Origin of the sequence: Shewanella aegiceratis (assembly GCF_019457495.1) — a bacterium.
GTDB classification, from domain to species: domain Bacteria; phylum Pseudomonadota; class Gammaproteobacteria; order Enterobacterales; family Shewanellaceae; genus Shewanella; species Shewanella loihica.
Window position 1 is genome coordinate 4,224,475 of sequence record NZ_CP080416.1, and the last position, 23,424, is coordinate 4,247,898.

The following is a 23,424-nucleotide window of genomic DNA, read 5'->3' on the forward strand; positions in this document are numbered from 1 at the left end:
CTTGGAGCACCCTATGGGCCCTTGGTTTACCTTATTGGCGCAGCTTCGCAGCGCACAGCCTGAGATTCAGCGGCAACTCGACAGTTGGCGCCAGGATGAGTGCGCTTACCTAGCCGTCCTCAAGGGACACGCCTTCATCGGGGCCAGTCAGGGCACGCTGGATTATTTCGACACCCAGCGCGACAGCTTCATCACGGCCACCCCCTACGACTTCTCCCCACGGATCCAGGCCAGCGGCATCAACAGCATAGAGGTGGCGCAGCAGCTAATCGAACGCGTCCATCAGGGCGAGGTGGTCAGCATCAACTGGCTGCACATGAGCCAGCTGGGGCGTGAGCTGCCTACCCGAGTCACCATGCTGCCGGCAGATCATGAGGGCAGCCAGGTGATATTGGCGCGCTTCGATCCCGCCGATCGCAGGGCAAAACGGCGCGAGACGGTATCCAACGGATTCGATCGCCTACCGGCACAGTTGGTCTCCAGCATATTGGAAGACAGCGCCGAAGCCGTCTACATCAGTAACCACCAGCATGAGATCATCGCGGTCAACAAGGCGATGAGCCGCATCTGCGGCTATAGCGCCGACCAACTGTTGAATAAGAGCCCGCTGGATCTACAGGGATTTTGCGAGGCCAGCCAAAGACAAACCGATTTCCTACAGAGCCTGGAAGATCGCGGCAGCTGGCAGGGCGAGACCCTGAAGACCCGCTCCGATGGCAGCCAATTTCCTGCCTGGAAGAGCTGCCGCAAGCTGCAGATAGACGGCGAGATCTTCTATGTCACCCTATTTAGCGACATCAGCGCCAAGAAGCGCCTGGAGTCGCGCCTGACCGAGCAGGCCATGGTCGACACCCTGACCGGCCTGCCCAATCGCCACCAGCTCAAACTGCATCTGGATCAGGTGCTGGCCGATGCCATGGAGGTGGGCGGAAAGCCGGGCGCCGTGATGTTTATGGACCTTAACGGCTTCAAGAATGTGAACGATTGCTTCGGCCACGCCACAGGCGACAAGGTACTGCAACTGGTGGCCGCACGCCTCGAGGCCAGCTGCATCGACAATGCCCATATCGCCCGTCTCGGCGGCGACGAATTTACCTTGGTGTTAAACGATTGCCAGGATAGCGAGGAGATAGAGGCCATCTCGCAGCAGCTGCTGGCGATATTCGACGCGCCCTTCGAAATCAACGGTCAGAAGTTCTTCCTAGGGACCAGCATAGGCATAGCCTGTTTCCCCGAGCATAGCGACCAGGCCGCTCAGCTGCTCAGCTTTGCCGATACCGCCATGTATTGCGCCAAGAAGAGTCCTAACCATGTGCTCTTCTACGACAGCCAGATGCACAGGGATGCCCAATACAAGCTGAAGACCATCAACGATCTGCGTCATGCCTTTAGCCTGAACCAGTTCCAGCTGGCCTATCAGGTGATCGTCAATCTCGACGGCAGCCAGGTATTGGGAGTCGAGGCGCTGCTGCGCTGGCACAAGAGTGATACAGAGATAATCGAGGCCAGCGACTTCGTCCCCCTGCTAGAGGAGACGGGCCTACTGATCAACATAGGTCAGTGGGTGCTCACCACTGCCTGCGAACAGGTCGCCAAGTGGCGCAGCGAGATAGATAAACCACTTCAGGCCTGCGTGAATGTGTCGGCGACCCAACTGGAACATCCGGATTTTGTGAAGCAGGTGACCCATGCGCTCGAATCTAGCGGCCTGCCCGCCAACGGCCTGGTACTGGAGATCACCGAATCGGCCCTGCTGCGCCAGCCCAAGCGGGTAAAGGCCACCCTCAACCACCTCAAGGCGCTAGGGGTGCGTATCGCCATCGACGACTTCGGCGCCGGGCTCTCTTCTCTCAGCAAGTTGGGCAGCCTGCCCATAGACACGCTCAAGATAGATGCGGGCTTCGCCGAGCGACTCAACGATCCCCAGGGACGTGAACTCTGCCAGGCCATGATACAGCTAGCTCAGGCGCTGAAGATCCAATTTGTGGTGGAAGGGGTCGAGACGCTGGAACAGAAACAGATACTGGCGGGGATGGGCCAAGGATTCGCCCAGGGGTATTTTTATGGTTATCCAACGGCGGCTGAGCAGTTCACCAAGGCAAACTTCTTCCTGCATTGAACCGATAACTGTGTCAGCGCCTCGAGGGCATACTGCCTCCCTGCATGGACAGTAAACTGACACAGCTATCTGACCACTCTATCTTGAGTGACTCAGGCTATTAGACCTTAATTCGTTTCAGATTATCGTGATCTACCCCATAGGCTTTTCCGGCAACCTATAGCTGGTTCACAGTTTTATCACCAAGTTATTTGGGCCCGTATCTTTGCCTCACCGCCGCGGGCATAGCCGCCAGACGTTTCTCCACCAGGGCCGCCAAGGCGTCATGGAGTGGCGACACATCGCAGCCAGGTTCTAGCGTCTCTATGGCCAGCGCCGCCGCCTCCAGGGTCGACAGGCTATCGTCGCGTTTGGCCTTACGTATGGTGTACTTGGAGGGGGCGTCGAGATTCAGGTGTACCCCGGTAAACTCAAGCAGCCAAGGATTTAGCTGCAACAACTTGTAGGCCTTACGCCAGGTGCCGTCGAGCAGCAGCAAGATCGCATCATGATCTGGCACCGACGCCTCCAGTGGCTGGCTGGTTTCGCTGGGGTAGAGCAGACACACAGGCCGGGTTTGCGCCGCGAGATAGCCCCTCAGCTCGGCAAAATCTTCCGGCGTCTCTCCCACCACCAGCCGCAACTGCTCCCCCATCACAGCCTGCATCAGCTTGACGCTGTTCTTGGCATGGGACACCTCGCTGGGGTGCTGCAACACAATCACCTCGACGCGGGTAGATAACGGACGAATGCTGTCGCACAGACAGGCATTAACCGGGTATTGGCATTGGGGGCAAACGGGACGGCTCACAAGATCCTCGATAGCGATGGCTGAGTGCTATATCTAACCGAGCTAACACACTGCGCGACTCGGCCACTTAAAACTCACGCATAAAAATCAAACCTTTACACAACAATCGATTAACAAATATAATCCAGCGCTGGGCAATGGCTCGTCTTAAAGCAAGATTATAACGGGCAGCTGAGTGTTATCACAGCATGGACGCTGCCAATATAACTACAAGGAAGAAGAACATGAAAAAACAGCTACTCACACTCCCTCTCCTCCTAGGGTTAACGACACAGGCGTTTGCCGGTGAAACCGTTAATACCTTTCAGCACGAAGCCAATGTGAGCTTCGGCACCGATACAGATCACTTCGAGGACGGTGTCTGGAACCTTGACTACCGCTTCTATTTTAAACCTGTAGAGAAGAACAATGCCCCTCATGCACTGGCGGGATTCCTGGCGCAATCCTCCTATCTAGGCGGTATGTATGCTCAGGAAAACGCCTATGACGATACGGTTCGCTACACAGTGGATGGTCGATATGTGATGGACTCCAAATGGTTTATCGGCGCCAATTATCTCTATCTCGATGTGGCTCAAGACGATTTGATTGCATCTGTGATAGATGAAGATCAAACCGGTTATGGCATCAACTTCGGCTACTATTTTAACGACAGCTCCGAAGTCGCCATCTATTACCAGTATCAAGGTAACTCAGATTCTTGGAGCCTGAGCACAGAGGAAGTCGTTAATTACGATCTAGACAATAGTCTCTATGGCGCTCATATCCGTACCTACTTCCCGCTGCAATCGACCACAGGCTTAGATCTAAAGGCCCAGATCGAATATGGCAAACTAGAAAGCAGCAGTGTCATACCTTCCCAATCGATAGAGAGTCGCTATGAAAATGACACGACTCACGTGAGCCTGAGCGCCGACTGGTATGTCACCCCGGCCTGGTCCGTTGGCGCCGGTTATAGCTGGTTCAATAGCGATGCAAAAGCCCAGTGGCCAACCCTAGAGAATTCCGTTGACACATACAGCTATGATGACAGCATCAATCTGTTTAGCCTGTCGACGAAATATTGGTGGCAAATCTCCAACAACTTCGCCGCTAACTTCGCCGGGGTTAAGCGATTTTCCGATGAAGATTTAGCAGATGAGTTCCTTATCGGTATTGGGGTAAACGCCCGCTTCTAACGTCAGCCCCAAAAAAAGCCTGCATTGAGGTCACTAATGCAGGCTAAAAGGGTGTTGCTAATGGATTAGGTTGCGCCTATCAATGGGCGTGACGCTCCTGGTGCCAGGTGTCTAGTCGACTCATGTTCATGGCAACCAGCAGTAGGCTCGCCAGGCCGCCCATGACGACGACTACGGCGTAGGGGGCGGTCAGCGAAGTCTGCTGTACCAGACCCGCCAGAATCGAGGCGCCGCTCATCTGAATAAAGCCAAGCATGGCGGTCGCCGTACCGGCACGCTCGCCAAAGCCCGCCAGGGCCATGCTGGTCGCCGGACCAAGCAGCAGGGCGAAACCGATACACAAGAGCATCATAGGCAGCATGAAGCCGAAGGCGGCCGCGAGTCCCGTCTGTGGGCCTGCCCACTGCACCGCAAGCTGCAGCAGTGCCGAGACCAACATGGCGCTCAGGGCGACGATAACGGTCGGGCGGTTCCCCAGCTTCTGAATCACCACGGGCGCGGCGAAACAGGCGCCGATATTCACCAGGGCATTGAGACCGAACAGGCCGCTAAAGGTCAGCTCTGATACGCCTATGGTCTCGATAAGCCACACGGGCGAATAAGAAACATAGGCAAGAATCGCCGCCATACCCGCCATACAGGCGAAGGCATAAAACATAAAGTGCGGGTCCATCAGCACAGGCTTATAACGCGACCAGCGATAGAGCGGCCCTTCGGTAACTGTGTTGGCCGGACGCGTCTCTGGCAGACGATAGCCGACGATAATCATTATGATGATGGCGTATAGAGTCATAAACACGAAGGTGGAGCGCCAGCCAAATTGCAGCGCCAGCAGACCACCCAGAGTCGGTGCCAATGCAGGGATCACGCAGATCACCCCGTTAAGATAGCTGTAGTAGCGGGCGCCCTCTTTAGGGGTGAAACAGTCTCTGACGGCGCTAAAGACCACGATAGAGGTTGAGCATGCCGCCAGCCCCTGCAGCACACGCGCCAGTTGCAGCCATTGAAACTCCATCGCCACCGCAGCCAACAGACTACTGGCGATATAGAGCAGCAGGCCACCCAGTGCGATAGGACGACGACCGTAACGATCCGCCAGCGGGCCGATCAGCACCTGACCGACACCCATGGCAAACAGAAACAGCACCAGCGTCGACTGCACCTGACTGGCCGACACGGCAAATTCGGCCGCCATCACGGGCATAGAAGGCAGATAGATGTCGATGGCTAATGGGCTCAAGACCACCATCAACATGAGTATGGGTAACAGGTTCCGACGCATATTTCTCTAATTTTATGTAGGGGTAAAGGTAATGAAGCTTATTTTAGACCAGCCAAGTTATGAACAGAAATGGTATAATTTCAAAAGCTAATTTCCTGTAAGGAATATCTATGAATCTCGACAACTTGGCGCGTATCGACCTCAATCTACTGGTGATGTTGCAGGTGTTACTGGAGGAGCGCAGCGTGACCCGCGCCGCCAGCCGTCTGCATCTGAGTCAATCGGCCCTGAGCAAGAGCCTCAACCGGCTGCGCGATACCCTGGGAGATCCCCTGTTTATCCGCACCGCCCACGGCCTCAAGCCCACGGCCCACGCCGCCCTGCTGGGCCAGCAGCTGCCGGACATGTTGCAGGGACTCTACCAACTGACCCAGCCGCCTAGCTTCAATCCCGCCAGCAGCAGACGCCAGTTCTCCTTCGCCATGGTGGAGAGTGCCTATGAGACGCTGATCCCTTACTTCATCGGCCCCTTGCTCAACAACGCGCCCAATCTCAGGCTGGACTCCTACCTGTGGACGGAGAAGTCTCTCTCCTCTTTGCAGAAGGGCCAGATAGATTTCGGCATCACGGGCAGAGACATCAACCCACAGTCGGATCTCATCATCGACAGGCTGCCGGAAGGGATCGCCCACCAGACGCTGTTTACCGATCATCAGGTCTGCCTGGTGCGCCAAGGCCACCCCATGCTGCCGGCCATTCGTAATCATCAGTGGGATCTCGACATCTATCTGGAGATGTCCCATGTGCAGGTGCGCTGCGAGGGCAACGAGTGGTGGGCGCTGGACTATTTTCTGGCTAAATCTGGGCAGAGACGTCACCTGAGCACCACAGTGCCCGACTTCTATGGCGCCGCCAGCGTCTGCGCCCATAGCGATCTTATCTTTACCCTACCCTCTAGCTTCGCCGCCCACGCCCGCAAGCTCTACGCGCTGGAGGAACTGCCGCTGCCGTTCGACTTCCACTCCCTGGCCTATGTACTGCTATGGCACGAGCGCAATGATGACGAACCCGGGCACAAGTGGATCCGCGAGACCATCTGCAAGCGTGTCGCCCAGGCGGTCAACCAGCCCGAAGATGCGTTATCGGCATCCGGTTCAGCTTAGGTTAACCTTATGGCGGTTAAGATAAGTTTCTGCCGCCATCGAGACATTTGGTAACAGTTTACGAAGAAGATTAAACGAATTTAACGTGATCTCGTGGGGCGAATATGGGCACAATCGAGCCATCGCCATGAAGGAGAAACTATGATTTATCATCAATTTCAACAGACGCCTTTCCAGCATAGGTTCTCGGGCACTAAAGGCTGGATGGCCTTCGCTATCGGTTTAGTTGTGATGACATTGGTCTTGCTAGCGCTTCCCTTTGTCATTCTTGTCGGCGCCTTAAGCTTTATCATCCTGAGCCTGTTTGGCCGGGTCTTTCTTAAGCGCCAGCTGGCCAAGTTCCGCCAGCAGGGGAATGCCGCCTTCGGCGGACAGACGCAAGGTTTTGACCAAAAGGGGTTTTCGTCGCGGCCGTTTGAGACCGCTTCGCCCTTTGGCAAGACCCAAGCCCCACGTCAGGGTCGCACCTTCGAGCACGACCCTAACGAATAATCTCGCTCGCCGCCCTTGGCCTTGCGAGTAGAGCGGCAAACACTTCCCAGGCCTGTGAGTTATCACGGGCCTGATTCGTAACATACTCCCCGACGCTCGCCTCGCCATGGTGATAGTTGAGCACATAGCTACGATTAGCCTGATAGAAACGCACCCTCTGCGCCGCCTTTTCTGGGGTGTAGAGGGCAAACTCAACCAGTAACTGCGACGCCTCCTCGCGAGTTATTTCGCCGTCGATTAATTGTCTGCACACCAAGGTATCCAGATTAGCCAGGGCTTTGTAGGCTTCCATCACCTCATGATAATGCTGCAGATCGCCTGCTATCCCCGCCATGGGCATCAACACCCGCTGCTCGAAATCGAATCTCTCCTCCTTAGTCATCAGCAGTGACAGCCCATAGTTGGCGCTGCCCTCGGAGAGAAACGAGATGGGACTATAGAGGGGATAGATGGCATATTCCCACCAGCCAAGCCCCTTCACCAGTTCACGCTCCTGCAGCAGGTTAAACACGTGATGGCCTGGATAGCCCTCGTGACTGGCCAGCTCCAGGGCACGCTCAAGATGCAAGGGATGATCCTGATTGAGCTGGATCAGGCTGGCGTAATTCCCCTGATACCAGTTATAGGCGGTCCAGATCTTGTCTTTGACGAACTCGACCCTGAACTGCTCCCCTTCCGGCAGAGTCAGATGACGCTTTGTCAGCAGCCTCGCCTGCTCCACCGCGGCGGTAAACACCTGAGGCACTCTGTCGGCCGGCACGATAAACTGGCTTCGGTAGGCGTCAAAGCGTTTGGTTAGAGTGCCCTCTCCGGGCAGCAGGCTATCGATTCGTGCGAGCACCTCACTGAAGTCACTCAGATTCAGTTTGGGCGCCTGAGTATCATAGAGGAGCCGCGACTCGGCATCGAAACTAAACGCATGGCCCATCAGGCGTTTAAGGTAAGTCGCCACCGAGCCGAGCTGCTTGCTCAGGAAGCCATGACGCTCCCTAAGGAGCTGACAGGGCTGGTCCTGACCGACATTGGCCAGCTGGTTCACTAGTAAAGCGCAGCGCGAAGCCAGCTCTGGCAGGGACAGCATTGAGGCTTCGGCCTGCCACTTGGCGGGACCGTAATAGGCATCCACATAGAGGGGCTCATGATGGCCTATGGCCAACACCAGCTTGACGTATTCTGCAGCATATTGGTTGAGAGTGTCATCGTGCTCGGCGCACCGCGTCAAACAAGGTGTCTGCTGGCAGAGATGGCAGCGAATAGGTTGAATTTGTGACAAGGCGACTCCACACCGGCTGAGAACAGAGGCGCACATTTAGCCACAAATGGATATTGTATGCAATAATTGTTAATTGTTAGCTATTAGGCGGGGTCGCTCAGCAGTTCCCGTGCGCGCTGCAGGGCTCTCAGCTCCTCGGCGTCTTGGGTGACGCTCAGGACCTTATCGATCTGCAGGGCCAGCGACTCCCACAGTGGGGCTATCACCTCACGTTCGCGTTCATTGCCACGCTGGCGCGCCATCTTCAGCAGCGCCGCCGAGCCCACCACATCGATGCGTCCCAATATGCCGTCTGCCAGGGCGATGCTCAGCTCTATCATGGCCGGCACGCTGCGGCCATATTTCACCGCCTCTCTCAAATAACGCTCGGCCAGAGAGAAGTCATTGCCCAAGGCATTCTCGTTGTTAAGCATCTGCTGGGCACAGTGCAGCATGGCATCGAGTTGCCCCTGCTCGGCGGCCTCGGCCATCCACTGCTCGCTGGCCAGGGGATCAGCCTCACAGCCCTCGCCCCGCGCCAACATGAGCGCCAGGTGATACTGGGCATGGGGGAATCCGGCCTGGGCGGCACTGGAGATATAGTGAAACGCCTGGGCATAGTTGGCTTGCTGATAGTAGAGCACACCCAGGTTTGCCATGGCTTCCGACTGCTCGCGGTCCGCCGCCGCCTGCAGGTAACGATAGGCCAGCTGAGTATCTATGCTGATCTGCTCGCTACCGACCAGATAGAAATAGCCCAGCAGGGCCATGGCGTTCACCACCCCGGCCTTAGCCGCGGCTATGATGGCACTCTCGCCCGCCGCCACGTCCGCCTTGCCGGCATAGCCGTGCAGCAGGCTGACGCCGTGTTCATATTTCGCCTCGGGCAGATAGGGCGCGGCCAGAGCAAACCAGTGGGACGCCTGTTTGAAGTTGGCCTCACTCTGAGGGTCAAGCTCTTGCTCCGCCTCGTCATGCAGGGCTTGCTCCTGCTCCTTCTGCATCAGGGCGCGGGTCTTGAGCGACATGCCCACCAGATACTGCGCCTGAGGATCGTTTTCCATCACGGCCCGGTAGCAGAGATCCCGCCCGGCGAAGGCATCGAAAGGCTCGAAGCGATACTCGGGAGCTGGCCCATTGCAGAGCAGCGGATAAAGATCTTCCACCAGCTTGATCAGACGTTCGATCGCCTTCTCGGCCAGCTGCTCGAGCGCCTCGGTGGTGAGGTGATATTTCTCGGGATGGGCCCCACGGTTGCCGTCACTGCGCAGCCTATGCAAGGCGCGGGTCAGACGCACGTTGATCACCCGCTGACGGTTGAGCAGTTCGATTCGGTCGTAGAGGTTGGGACTGTCGAAAACCAGCTGCTGGGAGGCCGCCAGTTTATCGGTCAATCTATGGGTGAAGCTACGCACGTGCAGCAGTGCCTGGGTCGGCACGTCACGCACATAACTCTTGGCCACACGGTAGTCTTCTCCCAGGTCGTGCGAAAATTGGCTAACCAGTTCGATATCGCTGAGCAAGGTGAAGACTCCGTATGTGCTGTACTATAAGGCGCTGCGCTTTAGGATCACACCTGCTCGTCTATGCTGGGACGAGACACCATGTAGAGGCGGAACAGGGCGACGTTGACGAACAGGCCGAAGAAGGCCACCAACACCTCGACCACCAGCACCAACGGGAAGCCTACGGATTGTGCCAGGCTAGACAGGGTGCCACCGATGAGCGACAGCGGAATGTAGAGCATGAGTACCAACAGGGTCTTAAAGGCAATAGGGCCACTAAACTTAAAGCTCCCCTTGATCGCTTCCAGCGGCGTCAGGCGCTCGACCACCACCATAAAGTTCACATAGGCCAGACGGGCGAACACATAGATGCTGATCACCAGGCCCACCAGCCAGATAGGACCAAAGGCGGCAAACAGCATCACAGGTGCCAAAATTGCCAGACCAGAGAAGACACCGGCCAGCAGCAGCGGCGGCACGAAACTCAGGCTAGTCTTGAGCAGTATGCCGGTCGACGGCTCATGCCCATGAGATCTCACCTCCATAAACAGCGTCAGGGCGGCGATAAGCAGTGAAAAGACCAACAAGAGCACCATCATAGCGATCATGTGGGGCACGCCAAACTGGGGATTCTCCAGATCTGCGCTATTGATCTCCATGCCTAACCACATCTGAATCCCCACCTGTAGGAATAAGATAGGCACGGTAAGTGCGGCTAACTGGCGGATATGGTTACGAAAGAAGTTATAAGCTTCGGTCAAAATCGCTGATAATGACATGTGACTTTCCATTAGATAGATATAAACCAACTTGTGAGTGCGACAGGATACCGAAATTTCGCCGCCAATGCACAACACATGTCTAAAAATAGATACAAACTTGTTGCCAGGCTAGGCTAGAATAGGTCACCTATCTAGCACTTAATCACCATGGGATGGCGATTCATGAAATTATCCACTATCAGCGCGGTTATCTTAGGCTCATTACTGCTCAGCAGCCCGGCATCGGCCGGCTGGTTTGACGACCTCACCAAGAAAGAAGAGGCGCCTCAGGTCGCCACCCAGACTCAAAACAACGATCTCGTTGGCACTGTGATGTCTCAGCTCGGTCTCAACCAGACCCAGGCGGAAGGTGGACTGGGCAGCCTGCTATCGCTGGCGAAGACGACCCTTGGCGGCGACAGCTTCGGCCCTATCGCCGAGGCGATTCCTGGCATAGATGGCCTGCTCTCGGCGGCGCCGCAGCTCGACAGCGACTCTGGCATGTCGGGCCTACTCTCTAAGGCGGGCGATCTCGGCAGCTCGCTACAGGGTGGCGCCCAGGTCTATGATTCTTTTGAGAAGCTGGGCATCTCCAAGGAACTGGCTAAGCCTATGGTGGATATCGTTAAGGGGTATCTCGACGCCAACGCCGGCGCCGGCACCACAGATCTGCTGATGCAGGGGCTAGGCGCCCTGCTCTAAAGATTGGATGAAACAGAGTTCATCTACACAAGATGAACTCTGTCCTTTCCTGGGACTCTAACTTCTACCTAAGTCTTGAAAGGTATGCGCGATGATCGCCAAGCTAAAGCAATTTCTCACCGCCCAGACACATGCGGAGTCCCCCGAGGAGAAGGCCAAACACCTGCAGTTGGCCGCCGCTTGTCTGCTGTTGGAAGTGGTCTACGCCGATCAGACCCTAGATGAGCAGGAAGCCGCGCTGCTGCCTGAGCTGCTCACCTCGGCCCTATCGCTGAGCATGCAGGAAGCCCAGACCCTGATCGCCGAGGCAAGGCGGGTGCAGGGCAACGCCACCTCACTGTTTGAATTTACCAAAGAGATCAACGACCAGTGCACGCTGGAGCAGAAACAGCAGCTGATCCTCGCCATGTGGACCCTGGCCTACGCCGATGGCAACCTGTGCCGCTATGAAGATCAGATCATCCGCCGCACCGCCGAACTCCTCTACCTCAAGCACAGCGAACTGATCCAGCTGAGAAACGCCGCCATCAACAAGACACGCTAGGCTTGCCTACTCTCAATCTCAGCACCCAGCTCTCAAACTCGCTCTCAAAAGCTAAGGCTGCACAAACTAAAGCTTCACAACTTAGGCTTCACAAACTTAAGCACGTATCTGCTGGTCTTGCCGCGCACCGTCTCATCGAAGGCCGACAGCGTCAGCTTATCCTCTGGGTTTTCCAGCACAGCCAGACTCCCCTGCAGTTTAAATCCGGCCGCCTCCATAGCATCTACCACATGGCGCCTGGCCAGACGGTGCAGCTCATGGGCCGTGTTGATGTCACTTTCCGGTGCGGCGTCGTGATCGATAATCGCCACGATACCGCCGGGTTTCAGGCTGGTAAACATCTGCTGCAATAGCCTTTCCCTGTCGATGGCCGGCCAACCTGGTTCGTGATAATAGGTGTCGTGAAAGCCCAGAATGAAGAAGATGCGGTCAAAGCTCGCCGCGGGCAGTTGCAGCTCGTCGGCTTCGCTGATAATCACTTCGGCATTGGGCAGACGCTCTTGATAGTGGCGCTCGGCCAGATCTTCCTTGGCAAAGGGCAGATAGGCCTGATTATTGTGTACCAATACACTGCCCTGCTCCCCCACCACACGGGCCAGTAGCTCGCTGTAGTAGCCACCACCGGAGAAGAGATCGAGCACTCTCTGCCCAGGCGCCACCTCGAAGAAGTTCAAGATGGCTTCTGGATGTCGGCTCCCGTCCCGCGCCTTGTCGCGGGGCAATCTGTCTTGACTGTCGACGGCCGCCCGTATCGCCGACGCGTCCTCTGCATAACTAAAATTGATGCCGCTCAAGATCAAGCCTCCCAATAGCGATAACACAACAAAATTAAAAGCCTTCACACCTAACCCCCAGTTCATCTGTTTCGCCCTAGGATAAACGCCAAATGTAAATTATTGGTTACGCAAATGTAATTAAAAATATCTTAATTAGACCCGAAATTGATTTTTTATTAGCCAAGTCTAAAAAAGGGTGATAACCCTATAAGTTCGTTGTTTACATTTGCTTACAAATAGGCGGCATAACTTGTAGCAAAGATAATAAGGTAAGGATGCTTTATGAAAGAAACTGCACTGTTCAAACGTACCTTTATCGCCATCTTAGGTGGCGTGATCACCCTGTCTCTGTTCGCCTTCATGGCCAAACTCATCGATAACGAACGGCCCACTCAAACATACGCCATTGCAACACCCGACCTAAACCTCTCCTCCGAGCCCAAACCGCCTGAAGAGAAGAAGCGCGAAACCATCATAGAACCTAAAAAAGATCCGGTGCCGCCCCCTAGGCGCGTCGAAGGCTTCGAAGAGAGTAAAACCAGCGAAACTGGAGTACTCCCGGGTGTCATCGAGATGCCTAAGGTCGTTAATACCACCCAAGACTCACGTGTGGTAAACGACACGAGCGATGCCCTGCCCATCATTCAGGTATCGCCTCAGTATCCCGTATCGGCTGCACAGGAAGGAAAGGAGGGTTATGTACTGCTGGAGTTTGATATCTCAGCCAGTGGAGCGGTCGAGAACATCAAGGTAATTCAGGCCAAACCTAAGCGCATCTTCGACCGCGCGGCCATCAATGCGTTAAAGAAGTGGAAATACAAACCTAAGATGGAAGAGGGCCGGGTCACCCCACAAACCAGGCAGCAGGTAAGACTCGACTTCAAGTTAGATCAACAGATCTGATGGGGTTCACTATCGACAAGGAGGCGGCTTAGGCTGCCTCCTTGCTCATTAAACCTTCCGCTTGGCCTAACCCGCCCGACAGGTCTGCTTACGCACCAGGTGAGTCTTCTGCCACCAGAGTAGCGGGGCGAGCACAGATACCAGCAACAGGGCGTAGAGCATGTTGGCGCCCAGCGCCACGGCCATGGCGAGACAGAAGGCCACTCCCATGATCACCAGAGGCAGATAGCGCTTACTCAGCAGCCTGGCCGCCGCCAGCATGGAAACCAGATAGATGAGCACGAACACCCCATTGGTCCAGGCGATAAGATGTTCCAGCTCCTGGCCGAGCAGATAGGTCAGGCTGATAACCGTGGCCATGGTGATCAGCACGGCCATCAGCGCGCGTACCGGCACCCTGTGTTGATTGAGCTTGTCGAAATAACGGGGCAGCACGCCATCGCGGCTGAAACTCCAGATCAGCCTGGCCACACTGGCGGTATAGACGTTAACCGTGGAGAGCCCGCCGGCGATCCCCAGAATTCCTATCACCTGAGCACCATAACCGCCAAGCAGATGATCGAAGGCAGTCACCATGGCGAGCCCTTCGCCCTTAGGCACAAACAGCAGGAGTAAGGTGCAGGTGACATAGACCAGGCCCACCAAGATGGTGCCTATGATCATCGCCGGCAGCATATCTTTGTCCGGACGCTTGAAGTCGTTGGCCAGATGGGTCATCGCCTCGATACCGAGAAAACTCCAGAAGGCGATACCGGCCGCCGCCATCACCAATCCCATATCGCTTCCCGCCTGGGGCGCCGCCAGTTCGAGATCGCCGAGCTTGGCACCACCGGCGCCGAACAGGATCACCACCACAGAGACGATGGCCAGGGTCAGGGCAAACTGCAACTTGGCCGACACCTGTATTCCCTTGAGGTTAAGCGCGAGCAGGAGCAGCAACAGCGCCAGCTCGGTCATCAACTGTTGCCAACCCACCAGGGGCACCAGGGCATTGATGAACTGGAAGGTCATCAAGATGGCGGCGGGTGTGCCTATGGGCACCACCAGGAGGAAGATGAGTCCGGTCGTGCGCCCGGCGGTGCGGCCGAAAGCCTTCTCGACAAAGTAGGCTGGGCCGGCGGCATGGGGAAATACCCCCGCCAGACGAGCAAATACCAGAGTCACAGGGATGATCGCTAGGGTGAGTAATATCCAGGCTAGCAGGGCACCACTGCCCGCGGTGGCAATCGTCATCTCCGGCAGGATAAATACGCCTGTACCAAGCAAAGTGGTGGCCATCAGACCGGCACCTTGCCAGCGACCAATAGTACCGTGATTATGTTCCATCTTAGGTTCTGTTAGGGTTATCTATGGGGATAGTATAGACTTAGCGGGTCAAACAATCTGTCAAAGATTTCCGGCGAAACTCAAATTAGAGCCAACACTTTGACGGAATTTTATCAATTTGCCGACACTTTGTCGGTCACATATTTGATCAGATACCAGAGAGGACAGCTTGGACAAGTTTGATAAGGCCATCATCAACGCCCTGAGACAGGACGCCAGACAGAGTGTTTCCAGCATCGCCGAGACCGTCAGCCTGTCGCGCAGCGCGGTTTCCGAACGGATCAAGAAGCTGGAACAGACAGGGATCATCCGCGGTTATCAGGTGCTGCTCAGCGAATCTCAGAAAGAGGGCGTTTCCGCCTACTTCGAGATCCAACACCGCTGTCCCCGCTGCGCCGATGTGGTGCATGTGTTCCAGTCTATCCCCGAGGTGATCACCTGCCGCGGCATCACGGGCGACATGGATCTCCTGGTCTATGTGCAGGCCGACTCCATGCGCCGCCTGCACGAGATCCGCGAATATATCGACGCCCAGACCGACATCATCAAACTCAAGACCCATGTGGTGATGAGCGAATGGATCGACAACCGCGGCTAACATGGATATTTCTCATGCCTGAACATGAGTAACAGTTTAGGCCTGTGGTTTCCTTTACTATATGCTTAACGATAGACTATCGTTTAACTCTTTCATTGGTTAAACCATTATGCAGATTGAAAAAACCGCCGAATTGAACCTTCTTTGGGGCTCGCTAATCCTCGAAGAGCTGGCACGCCTTGGAGTGCAACATGTCTGCATGGCGCCCGGCTCTCGCTCGACCCCACTCACCCTGGCGGCGGCCAAACAGACCAAGCTCAAGCAACATCTTCATTTCGATGAGCGTGGCCTGGGCTTTCTCGCCCTGGGACTGGCCAAGGCCAGCCGCGCCCCTGTCGCCATCATCACCACCTCGGGCACGGCGGTCGCCAACCTCTATCCAGCCATAGTCGAAGGCTGGCTGACCCAGGTACCGCTAATCGTCTTGTCCGGCGATCGCCCGCCAGAGCTGCTGGGCTGCGGCGCCAATCAGGCGATTGTGCAGCCGGCCATCTTTGCCGACTATGCCAAACAGGTCAATCTGCCGACACCGGATATGGCGATACCGCCCCAGGCGCTGCTCACCCTGCTGGATGAGTCGGTCGCCAACGCCAAGGGGCCGATACACGTCAACTGCATGTACCGAGAGCCCCTCTACCCGGGCTCCATGAGCGCCGATTTCACCCACTACCTAAGCCCGCTGGGCAACTGGCAACATAGCGCCCAGCCCTATAACCTGTTTGCCGACGCACAGCTGATCAGCGCACCGACGCCAGACGCCCTGGCGCGCTTCGTTCATGGCAAGGGCGTGATCATCGCCGGCACCCTGGCGCCCGAGCAGCAACCCGAACAGCTTATCGAACTGGCGCAGAAGCTCGGCTGGCCGCTGCTGACCGACGCCCAGTCTCAGCTGAGGCAACATGGCGCAGCCATCGGCAACATAGATCAACTCCTGCTGCAACCCAAGGCCAAGGCGCTGCTGCAGGAAGCCGATACCGTACTGGTGTTCGGCGGACGTCTGCTGTCGAAACGTCTGATTAGCTATCTTAGCGAGCAGAAATGGAAGCGTTACTGGCAGGTGCTACCCCAGCAGACCCGGCTCGATCCTAGCCATAGTGCCAAGCAGGTGTGGATAAGCCCGCTTGCCACCTTTGCTCAACTGCCCTGGCCGAGATCTTCCGAGGCCAACTGGGCGCTGCAACTGATTGAGGCCAACGAGCAGCTGGCCACCCTGTTCCAGCAACAGATTGACGACGCCGAATTTGGCGAGGCTCAGGTGGTGCGCACCATCGCCGGGCACGGTGAGCAACAGCTGTTTATCGGCAACAGCCTGCCGGTACGACTCTACGACATGTACGCCCCCATCACACCTCTCGCGCCTCGCGTCTTTACCAACCGCGGCGCCTCGGGTATCGACGGCCTGCTGGCCACCGCCTGTGGAATAGCGGCCCACAAGGCCAGCTCGACCACGCTTGTCATCGGCGATCTGTCACAGCTGCACGATCTCAACTCACTTGCGCTGGCGGCGAAGCAACAGGGCACCCTAGTAATCGTCATACTCAACAACGACGGCGGCAACATCTTCAATCTACTGCCTGTGCCCGATGAGAAGCTACGTAGCGGCTACTATCGTCTGGCCCACGGCCTGGAATTTGGCTATGGCGCGGCCATGTTCGGCCTACCCTACAATCGCGTCGAGGATATCGTGAGTTTCAACGAGGCCTACAACGATGCCCTGGCCTACCCGGGTGCCTCTGTCATCGAGGTATGTGTGGCGCAGGATCAGGCCAGCGAACAGATAGCTCGCCTCGCCACCTGGATCAAGCAAAGCTGATGCTGGCCTACCGATGCGATGGCGACAGCCAAAGACCCGTCTTAGTCTTATTGCATGGACTGCTGGGAGATAAAGATGACTGGCAGGCCATCCTCCCTAGCCTCAGTCACCATTTCTGCTGTATCGCCCTGGATCTGCCCGGTCATGGCACCAGCCCTTCGCTCGAAGGCGATCCAGACTCGTCAGGCTTTCAGCGGGTCGTGACCCATATCCTCTCGACACTGGACGAGCTAAAGGTAAATCGCTTTCATCTGCTGGGTTACTCACTCGGTGGCCGCATCGCCCTGCATCTGGCCCAGCATCTTGCAAAACGGGCGCCCGAGCGCCTGCGCAGCCTACATCTGGAATCTTGTCACCCAGGGCTTAGCAATGACGAAGAAAGAGCCCAGAGGGTGGAGCAGGACAGGCGCTGGCAGCAGAAGTTACTGTCTCTGCCCATCACAGATTTTCTCGCCCTCTGGTACCAACAAGGTGTGTTTGCCTCCCTAAGCGACACGCAGCGGCAGAGGCTCATCCAGAAGCGGGCCCATAATAGTCCCGAGGCGCTGGCCAGCATCTACCTGCCCACCTCTCTGGGTCAGCAGGCGGATCTGGCGCAGTTACCCAGTGAGCTGGCGCTCCCCTGGCACTACTATGTCGGCCTGCAGGACGATAAGTTTCTCGCCCTGGCGAGCGCCTGGCAGGCGAAACAGGGAATATCCCTAACCAAGGTGCCGGAAGCCGGACACAACGTGCATCTGGCGCAGCCAGAGGCCTTTTGCGATACCCTCATCGCTAATCTCAGGATACAAGCATGATACTCAGCCAACTCAGCCTCTATCGCTATCAGATCCCCCTGGACAAGCTGCTGCCGGTGGGCAAGCAGCGTATCGATAACCGTCAGGGGCTGGTCCTCAGAGCCAGCGCGGTAACCGAGCAGGACGAATCTGTCACCAATGAGGTAGAGATAGCCCCCCTGAGCGGCCAGGATGTGGACGAACAGCCCCTCAAAGGCTTTAGCCAGGAGTCGCTGAGCCAAGTGGTCGACCAACTCATGCCCCTGCTGGATGAGCTGATAAACCAACCGGTCGACGAGCTGGCAAGACTGGCCCAGGAGACACAACTTCCCGCCTTGGCATTTGGCCTTTCGCTGCTTCACGCCAGACTCTCGGGGCGATTGCCTGCCGCCAGACGAGGCGCGCGAACCATCCCTCTTATCTATCAGGCCCAAGATGAATCGCCCCAGGCGCTGGATGCCCGCATAGATGCCCTGGAAAACTCGACTCATGCGGTGAAGGTCAAGGTGGGACAGACCTCGATGGAGCAAGAGGTCGCCATGATCCATCGTATCCTGGCCCGTCGCCCAGACCTCAAGCTGAGGCTGGACGCCAACCGCTGCTTCAGCCTGGAAGCGGCGATCGACTTTCTCGCCTGTCTGCCATTGGAGGCGATCGAATATATCGAGGAGCCTTGTGAAAACCCGGGCGATAACACTGCCCTGTATCAGGCCTTAGGCGTGGGATTTGCCTTGGATGAGAGCCTGAGTAGCCCAGGCTACCGATTTACCATGGCGCCGGGGCTCAGCGCCCTTATCGTCAAGCCGATGATCTTAGGCTCGCTGGCGGATCTTCAAACCCTGACTCAGCAGGCCCACGAGGCGGGCGTGCGGGTGATTCTCAGCGCCAGCCTGGAAGCCAGCCTGGGCATCAATGCACTGAGAGATCTCAGCGAGGCCCTGACCCCAGATGAGGTGCCAGGACTGGATACCCTAAGCGCCTTTAGCGCCGATCTGCTGGTATCTACAGGTAAGAATCGCTGCCTGACGCTGGAAAACCTGATCTGCCTGAAACAGGTCTCGCGGGAGGCGATTTGAAACACAGCAAGGAAATCAGCCTAGACATTGGCCGGGAAAGCATAGACGCCTCACCGCTGCACCTGATGGCGGCCAAGGCGCCCGGGCAAGTCGCCCTGCATCACTGGCGTGATGGTGGCTATCGCGCCATCGACTATGCTCAACTATCCCAAAGGGTGCGACAGTGCGCGCGCCAGCTGCATGATCTGGGCTTAACGTCAGGCGACAAGCTGGCCTGCGTCGACCAAAACTCTCTGGCACTGGTGATCCTCTACTGGGCCTGTATCGATCTCGGCGCCATCTTCTGCCCGTTAAACCCAAGGTTTCCCAAGGCGCAGATCACTGCGATAGCCGAGCGCTACGGCTTTAACCATTTCTGGGCTGGCGAGACTTATCGAGAAATACTGCCGGAGCCAGGCCTGACGCTCAGCTTAGACGCCGAGGCGTCACTAGCCACGACTCGCGAAAGCAAGAAATCAACCAAAGCAGAAGCAATCAGGATAGACACGGCGCGGCCCTGCAACATCATACTCACTTCTGGCAGCAGCGGCATGCCCAAGGCCGCCGTGCACTGTCTCAACAATCATATCGCCAGTGCCCTAGGCTCGACCCAGAAGATCCCCCTTGTTCTCGGGGACAACTGGCTGCTCTCTCTGCCACTATTCCACATCGGCGGCCTGGCCATAGTCAATCGCTGCGCCTTGGCCGGCGCGGCCCTGACCCTGCCGGCGCCCGATCTGTCGTTGGCAAAGCAGCTCAATGCTATTCCCCTGACCCACCTCTCTCTGGTGGCCACCCAACTAGTGAGATTACTTAACGACGCCCCCGAGAGTCTCAAAGGGCTCAAGGCGCTGCTGCTGGGTGGCGGCGCCATAGATGAGCAGCTGATTAAACGCCTGACGCCGCTGGGCATTCCGGCCTTTACCAGTTACGGCATGACAGAGATGAGCTCGCAGATCACCACTGCAAGAGCCAATGCCCAGGGCAGTTGTGGGTTTGCCTTGCCCGGACGCGAGCTGAAAATTGTCGATGAGGTGATCTATGTGCGCGGCGAGACACTGTTTCTCGGTTATCTGGGCGATAAACCGCCCCATGAGATCAGCAGACCGCTGGATGACGATGGCTGGTTCTGCACCCAAGATCGCGGCCAGTTCACGCCCAAGGGTGAGCTGCTCATACTGGGGCGCACAGACAACATGTTTATCTGCGGCGGTGAAAACGTGCAGCCCGAAGAGATAGAGGCAGTACTAAGAAGCTATCCCGGCATCGAAGAGGCGCTGGTGTTTGGCGTGTCCGACGAGGAGTTCGGCCTGCTGCCGGCGGCCATCATCAAGGGGGAAGTCGCATCGCTTGAGAAGCTCGAAGGGTTTCTCTGCCAGCATATCGCCCGCTTTAAACGCCCAAGGCGCTATTTCCCCTGGCCCGAGGTTGAGCAGACGGGGCTCAAGTTGCCCCGCAAACTCGTGATACAGGCGGTGGTCGAACGTCATGGATTAGCCACAAAAAAACCTGCTTGATAGCAGGTTTTTTCATTCTTAGTCATTCACACAAGGGGCGTTACATTTCCATGCGACCCTTGAGCTTGTTCATGGCGTTCTTCTCAAGCTGCCTGATACGCTCGGCAGAAACTTGATAAGTGGCCGCCAGCTCTTGCAGCGTGGTCTTCTCTTCGTCTAACCAACGCGCCTGTAGAATATGCTGGCTACGCTCATCAAGAGTCTTGATGGCCGCCAGAAGACGGGTTTGGTTATCGGCTTCGAAGTTGTCGTTTTCGACCTGAGAGGCGATATCCGACGAATGATCCTCAAGGTAATGCACCGGGGCATAGTCCTGATCGTCATCGTTGTCGCTGGCCAGATCGAAGGCTGGATCCTGCGCCGCCATGCGTGATTCCATCTCTGTCACATCGCTCTTCGAGACGCCCAGGTTTTCGGCAACCATGGTCACCTCTTCATCGCTGAACCAGCCAAGACGTTTCTTAGCCTTACGCAGATTGAAGAACAGCTTACGCTGCGCCTTGGTGGTCGCGACCTTAACGATACGCCAGTTTTTCAGCACGTATTCGTGGATCTCGGCTTTAATCCAATGCACGGCAAACGAGACAAGACGTACACCCACATCGGGATCAAAGCGCTTTACCGCCTTCATCAGACCAATGTTACCTTCCTGGATCAAATCCGCCTGTGGCAGACCATAACCCGCGTAACCTTTGGCGACATGAATAACGAAACGAAGATGAGACATAATCAACTGCTTCGCAGCCTGAATGTCACCGGTCTCCTGCAGACGTTTCGCCAGCTCATACTCCTCATTCGCCTCCAACATAGGAATGTTGTGTGCAGAATGGATATAAGCCTCTATGCTACTGCTGCTTTGAGGTACCATTAGTGCCATTGATTGCGTTTGATTTGTCATTAACGCTCCTAACTTCTTATCTAGCTTAAATTTAACGCTTTGTGTGCTCAGCACCGCCTGAAAGCGGCATTCCGTGGGAGTATAAAGAAAGGGGATTACGCCCAGGGACAAGCTGATGAACTATTAACTATCTGACAGTCTATGTCAACACTCGAAGCTGAACAGGGTTTAATTTCACCCGATTCTATAGACATTGCAAGTGAAAATTAGTTCATAAATTCCCGGGAGTCCAGCCCCCAGGCCAGCCTATTTCTGCCGCAATAAATACCCGCTTAGCCAGTGTGGTACAGCCCCTAGGAAGGCTCGATCGCCCTTAGGTGTTGACGCACCGACAGGTAGGAACCTAACCAACCGAGGAAGGAGGCCAAGAGTATCAACTCGCCCAGCTCAACCAGGGTCAACGACTGCATCTCCAGCGTACTGCCATAGAGGCCGAGCAGGCTCGCCAGCGCGCCGTCCAGATACCAGACCAACAGATTGATGATCACCCAGGCCAACACGCCGCCGATCACCCCAAACCAGATCCCGGTATAGAGGAAGGGGCGCTGAATGAAGGCCTCTGTGGCGCCCACCAGTTTCATCACCTCGATCTCGGTGCGGCGGTTCATGATCGCCAGACGTATGGTGTTACCTATCACCAGCACCACGGCCAACACCAGCAGTGCGGCGATGGCCATCACGGTGCGCTCCAGCAGCCTCACCACGGCCTGCAGACGCTCCAGCCACTCGATATCCAGGCGACCAAAGCTCACCTCAGGTTCCAGCTCCAGCTTCTTCAGCAGCTCGCGGGCACCATTAGGGCTGGCGTGCTTGATGCCCGGGGTTACCGTGATCACCGCAGGTAGCGGGTTCTCATCCAGATAGGCCAGGGCCTCGCCGAAGCCGGACAGGCGCTGAAACTCCTCCAGGGCCTTGTCGCGGTCGATATAGCTGACGGCGCTCACCTCAGGGTAGGCGCTGATACGGCTGATGAGGCTCTGTATGCTACGCTCGCTGCGCCCCTCGTCGATAAACAGGGAGATCTCGGCGGCGCTGTTCCAGGACTGAGTAATGGTCTCGGCATTCTTCACCAACACCTGCAGGGCCGCCGGCAGGCTAAGACTTACCCCCAGCACGGCCATGGTCATCAGGGAAGAAACCGGATTGCGCCACAACTCCCCCATGCTGCCCATGGCATGTTGAATATGACGGATGAAAAACATCACGATACGACCGCTGATAGGCAGCTTACTGCGCACCAATTGAGGTTGCTGACTCATCTGACTCTCCTCAATTATTGGCCGAAGGCGCTGGCAGTTGTGTGAGTGCTCGCCAGCTCGTCTCCGCCCAGGATACGGCCCTGTTTCAGGGTCAGGGTGCGATAACGCATTCTGGCGATCAGGCCCAGATCGTGAGTGGCGATCAGCACGGTTGTGCCGGCATCGTTAAAGGTTTCAAACAGGCGCAGGATATCCATGGACAACTTAGGGTCCAAGTTACCCGTGGGCTCATCGGCCAGCAGCAGAGGCGGCTTGTTGACGATGGCACGGGCGATCCCCACCCGCTGCTGTTCACCACCGGATAACATGATGGGGTAGTGACGCTCCTTGCCATACAGGCCCACCATATCCAGCGCTGCCAGCACCCGCTTCTTGATCTCATGCAGGGCGAAGCCCTCGATCACCAGAGGCAAGGCTATATTGTCGAAGACGCTGCGGTCCATCAGCAGGTGATGGTTTTGGAAGATCATGCCGATATCACGGCGCAGGAAGGGGACATCCTTTGGACGTATGCTGGCGATGTCGTGACCATTAATGGAGACACGGCCGGCATTAGCCCTCTCGATTACTGTGATCAACTTAAGCAGAGTACTCTTGCCTGCCCCAGAGTGGCCGGTTAAGAATGCCATCTCACCACGTTTCAAATGAAAACTCACATCGGTGAGGGCCTTCTGACCACCGGGATAAACCTTGCTAACCTGCTCAAATCGAATCATAAGTACCCAATCTTAGATGCTGCAATAGTGTTTTGATGGACCAGCCGAATTCGACTGGC

22 protein-coding genes are annotated in these 23,424 nt (G+C 56.4%); 12 read left to right on the plus strand and 10 right to left on the minus strand.

The window, feature by feature from the left end; genetic code table 11:
* Positions 1–13 precede the first annotated feature (13 nt).
* Positions 14–2,119, plus strand: a complete 2,106-nt coding sequence (locus tag K0H80_RS18370; protein WP_220072535.1) for a putative bifunctional diguanylate cyclase/phosphodiesterase — start codon at positions 14–16, stop codon at positions 2,117–2,119.
* A gap of 187 nt (positions 2,120–2,306) precedes the next feature.
* Here the strand turns inward: K0H80_RS18370 and K0H80_RS18375 are convergent, their stop codons facing one another.
* Positions 2,307–2,909 carry a tRNA-uridine aminocarboxypropyltransferase gene (locus tag K0H80_RS18375; protein ID WP_220072536.1) on the minus strand — a complete coding sequence of 201 codons (603 nt, stop codon included), beginning with the start codon at positions 2,907–2,909 and terminating at the stop codon, positions 2,307–2,309.
* Positions 2,910–3,133: 224 nt separating this feature from the next.
* Here K0H80_RS18375 and K0H80_RS18380 point away from each other — a divergent pair, with 224 nt between their 5' ends.
* Positions 3,134–4,087 (plus strand): porin family protein, encoded by a 954-nt coding sequence (locus K0H80_RS18380; protein ID WP_220072537.1) that lies wholly within the window; start codon positions 3,134–3,136, stop codon positions 4,085–4,087.
* A gap of 79 nt (positions 4,088–4,166) precedes the next feature.
* Here the strand turns inward: K0H80_RS18380 and K0H80_RS18385 are convergent, their stop codons facing one another.
* Positions 4,167–5,369 (minus strand): multidrug effflux MFS transporter, encoded by a 1,203-nt coding sequence (locus K0H80_RS18385; RefSeq protein ID WP_011867382.1) that lies wholly within the window; start codon positions 5,367–5,369, stop codon positions 4,167–4,169.
* A 110-nt stretch (positions 5,370–5,479) separates the two neighbouring features.
* Between K0H80_RS18385 and K0H80_RS18390 the strand changes: the two genes are divergently transcribed.
* Together K0H80_RS18390 and K0H80_RS18395 are read left to right on the plus strand one after the other, a co-directional pair.
* Positions 5,480–6,472, plus strand: coding sequence for a LysR substrate-binding domain-containing protein (locus tag K0H80_RS18390; RefSeq protein ID WP_011867383.1), 993 nt, complete (start codon positions 5,480–5,482; stop codon positions 6,470–6,472).
* 141 nt (positions 6,473–6,613) lie between these two features.
* Positions 6,614–6,964, plus strand: coding sequence for a hypothetical protein (locus K0H80_RS18395; RefSeq protein WP_220072538.1), 351 nt, complete (start codon positions 6,614–6,616; stop codon positions 6,962–6,964).
* Here the strand turns inward: K0H80_RS18395 and K0H80_RS18400 are convergent.
* The 3 genes from K0H80_RS18400 to K0H80_RS18410 form a co-directional block, all read right to left on the minus strand.
* On the minus strand, positions 6,954–8,237 hold the full coding sequence (locus K0H80_RS18400) for a hypothetical protein (protein ID WP_258406134.1): 1,284 nt from the start codon (positions 8,235–8,237) through the stop codon (positions 6,954–6,956). The genes K0H80_RS18395 and K0H80_RS18400 overlap by 11 nt on opposite strands.
* Positions 8,238–8,320: 83 nt before the next feature.
* Entirely contained in the window at positions 8,321–9,739 is a 1,419-nt protein-coding gene (locus K0H80_RS18405) for a tetratricopeptide repeat protein (RefSeq protein WP_220072540.1), read from the minus strand.
* Between the two features lie 47 nt (positions 9,740–9,786).
* Positions 9,787–10,500, minus strand: coding sequence for a hypothetical protein (locus K0H80_RS18410; RefSeq protein ID WP_041406790.1), 714 nt, complete (start codon positions 10,498–10,500; stop codon positions 9,787–9,789).
* A 165-nt stretch (positions 10,501–10,665) separates the two neighbouring features.
* Here K0H80_RS18410 and K0H80_RS18415 point away from each other — a divergent pair, with 165 nt between their 5' ends.
* The gene (locus K0H80_RS18415; RefSeq protein ID WP_011867388.1) at positions 10,666–11,184 is read left to right on the plus strand and encodes a DUF2780 domain-containing protein; all 519 of its coding nucleotides are present in this window, start codon (positions 10,666–10,668) and stop codon (positions 11,182–11,184) included.
* Between the two features lie 91 nt (positions 11,185–11,275).
* Complete coding sequence (locus tag K0H80_RS18420; RefSeq protein ID WP_220072541.1) at positions 11,276–11,728, plus strand: tellurite resistance TerB family protein; 453 nt, start codon at positions 11,276–11,278, stop codon at positions 11,726–11,728.
* 74 nt (positions 11,729–11,802) lie between these two features.
* On the opposite strand, the gene K0H80_RS18425 is transcribed toward K0H80_RS18420, so the two are convergent.
* Complete coding sequence (locus K0H80_RS18425) at positions 11,803–12,522, minus strand: class I SAM-dependent methyltransferase (RefSeq protein ID WP_258406135.1); 720 nt, start codon at positions 12,520–12,522, stop codon at positions 11,803–11,805.
* A gap of 264 nt (positions 12,523–12,786) precedes the next feature.
* Between K0H80_RS18425 and K0H80_RS18430 the strand changes: the two genes are divergently transcribed.
* Positions 12,787–13,407: an energy transducer TonB gene (locus tag K0H80_RS18430; protein ID WP_220072542.1), complete on the plus strand. Its 621-nt coding sequence runs from the start codon at positions 12,787–12,789 to the stop codon at positions 13,405–13,407.
* A 66-nt stretch (positions 13,408–13,473) separates the two neighbouring features.
* On the opposite strand, the gene yjeH is transcribed toward K0H80_RS18430, so the two are convergent.
* Entirely contained in the window at positions 13,474–14,733 is a 1,260-nt protein-coding gene (gene yjeH / locus K0H80_RS18435) for an L-methionine/branched-chain amino acid transporter (RefSeq protein ID WP_220072543.1), read from the minus strand.
* Positions 14,734–14,902: 169 nt separating this feature from the next.
* Here yjeH and K0H80_RS18440 point away from each other — a divergent pair, with 169 nt between their 5' ends.
* The 5 genes from K0H80_RS18440 (at position 14,903) to menE (ending at position 20,492) form a co-directional block, all read left to right on the plus strand.
* A complete protein-coding gene (locus K0H80_RS18440) occupies positions 14,903–15,331 on the plus strand; it encodes an Lrp/AsnC family transcriptional regulator (RefSeq protein WP_011867392.1) in 429 nt (142 codons plus the stop codon).
* A 109-nt stretch (positions 15,332–15,440) separates the two neighbouring features.
* Positions 15,441–17,144: a 2-succinyl-5-enolpyruvyl-6-hydroxy-3-cyclohexene-1-carboxylic-acid synthase gene (menD, locus tag K0H80_RS18445; protein ID WP_220072544.1), complete on the plus strand. Its 1,704-nt coding sequence runs from the start codon at positions 15,441–15,443 to the stop codon at positions 17,142–17,144.
* Positions 17,144–17,941 (plus strand): 2-succinyl-6-hydroxy-2,4-cyclohexadiene-1-carboxylate synthase, encoded by a 798-nt coding sequence (gene menH, locus K0H80_RS18450; protein ID WP_220072545.1) that lies wholly within the window; start codon positions 17,144–17,146, stop codon positions 17,939–17,941. The genes menD and menH overlap by 1 nt, the downstream gene beginning before the upstream one ends.
* Positions 17,938–18,996 (plus strand): o-succinylbenzoate synthase, encoded by a 1,059-nt coding sequence (menC, locus tag K0H80_RS18455; RefSeq protein WP_220072546.1) that lies wholly within the window; start codon positions 17,938–17,940, stop codon positions 18,994–18,996. The genes menH and menC overlap by 4 nt, the downstream gene beginning before the upstream one ends.
* A 65-nt stretch (positions 18,997–19,061) precedes the next feature.
* Positions 19,062–20,492, plus strand: coding sequence for an o-succinylbenzoate--CoA ligase (gene menE, locus K0H80_RS18460; RefSeq protein ID WP_434086657.1), 1,431 nt, complete (start codon positions 19,062–19,064; stop codon positions 20,490–20,492).
* A 40-nt stretch (positions 20,493–20,532) separates the two neighbouring features.
* On the opposite strand, the gene rpoH is transcribed toward menE, so the two are convergent.
* From rpoH to ftsE, 3 genes are all read right to left on the minus strand, one after another.
* Positions 20,533–21,390 (minus strand): RNA polymerase sigma factor RpoH, encoded by an 858-nt coding sequence (gene rpoH, locus K0H80_RS18465; protein WP_220072548.1) that lies wholly within the window; start codon positions 21,388–21,390, stop codon positions 20,533–20,535.
* 293 nt (positions 21,391–21,683) lie between these two features.
* Positions 21,684–22,649 (minus strand): permease-like cell division protein FtsX, encoded by a 966-nt coding sequence (gene ftsX, locus K0H80_RS18470; protein ID WP_011867398.1) that lies wholly within the window; start codon positions 22,647–22,649, stop codon positions 21,684–21,686.
* 14 nt (positions 22,650–22,663) lie between these two features.
* Positions 22,664–23,365, minus strand: coding sequence for a cell division ATP-binding protein FtsE (ftsE, locus tag K0H80_RS18475; RefSeq protein ID WP_220072549.1), 702 nt, complete (start codon positions 23,363–23,365; stop codon positions 22,664–22,666).
* Positions 23,366–23,424: the final 59 nt, after the last annotated feature.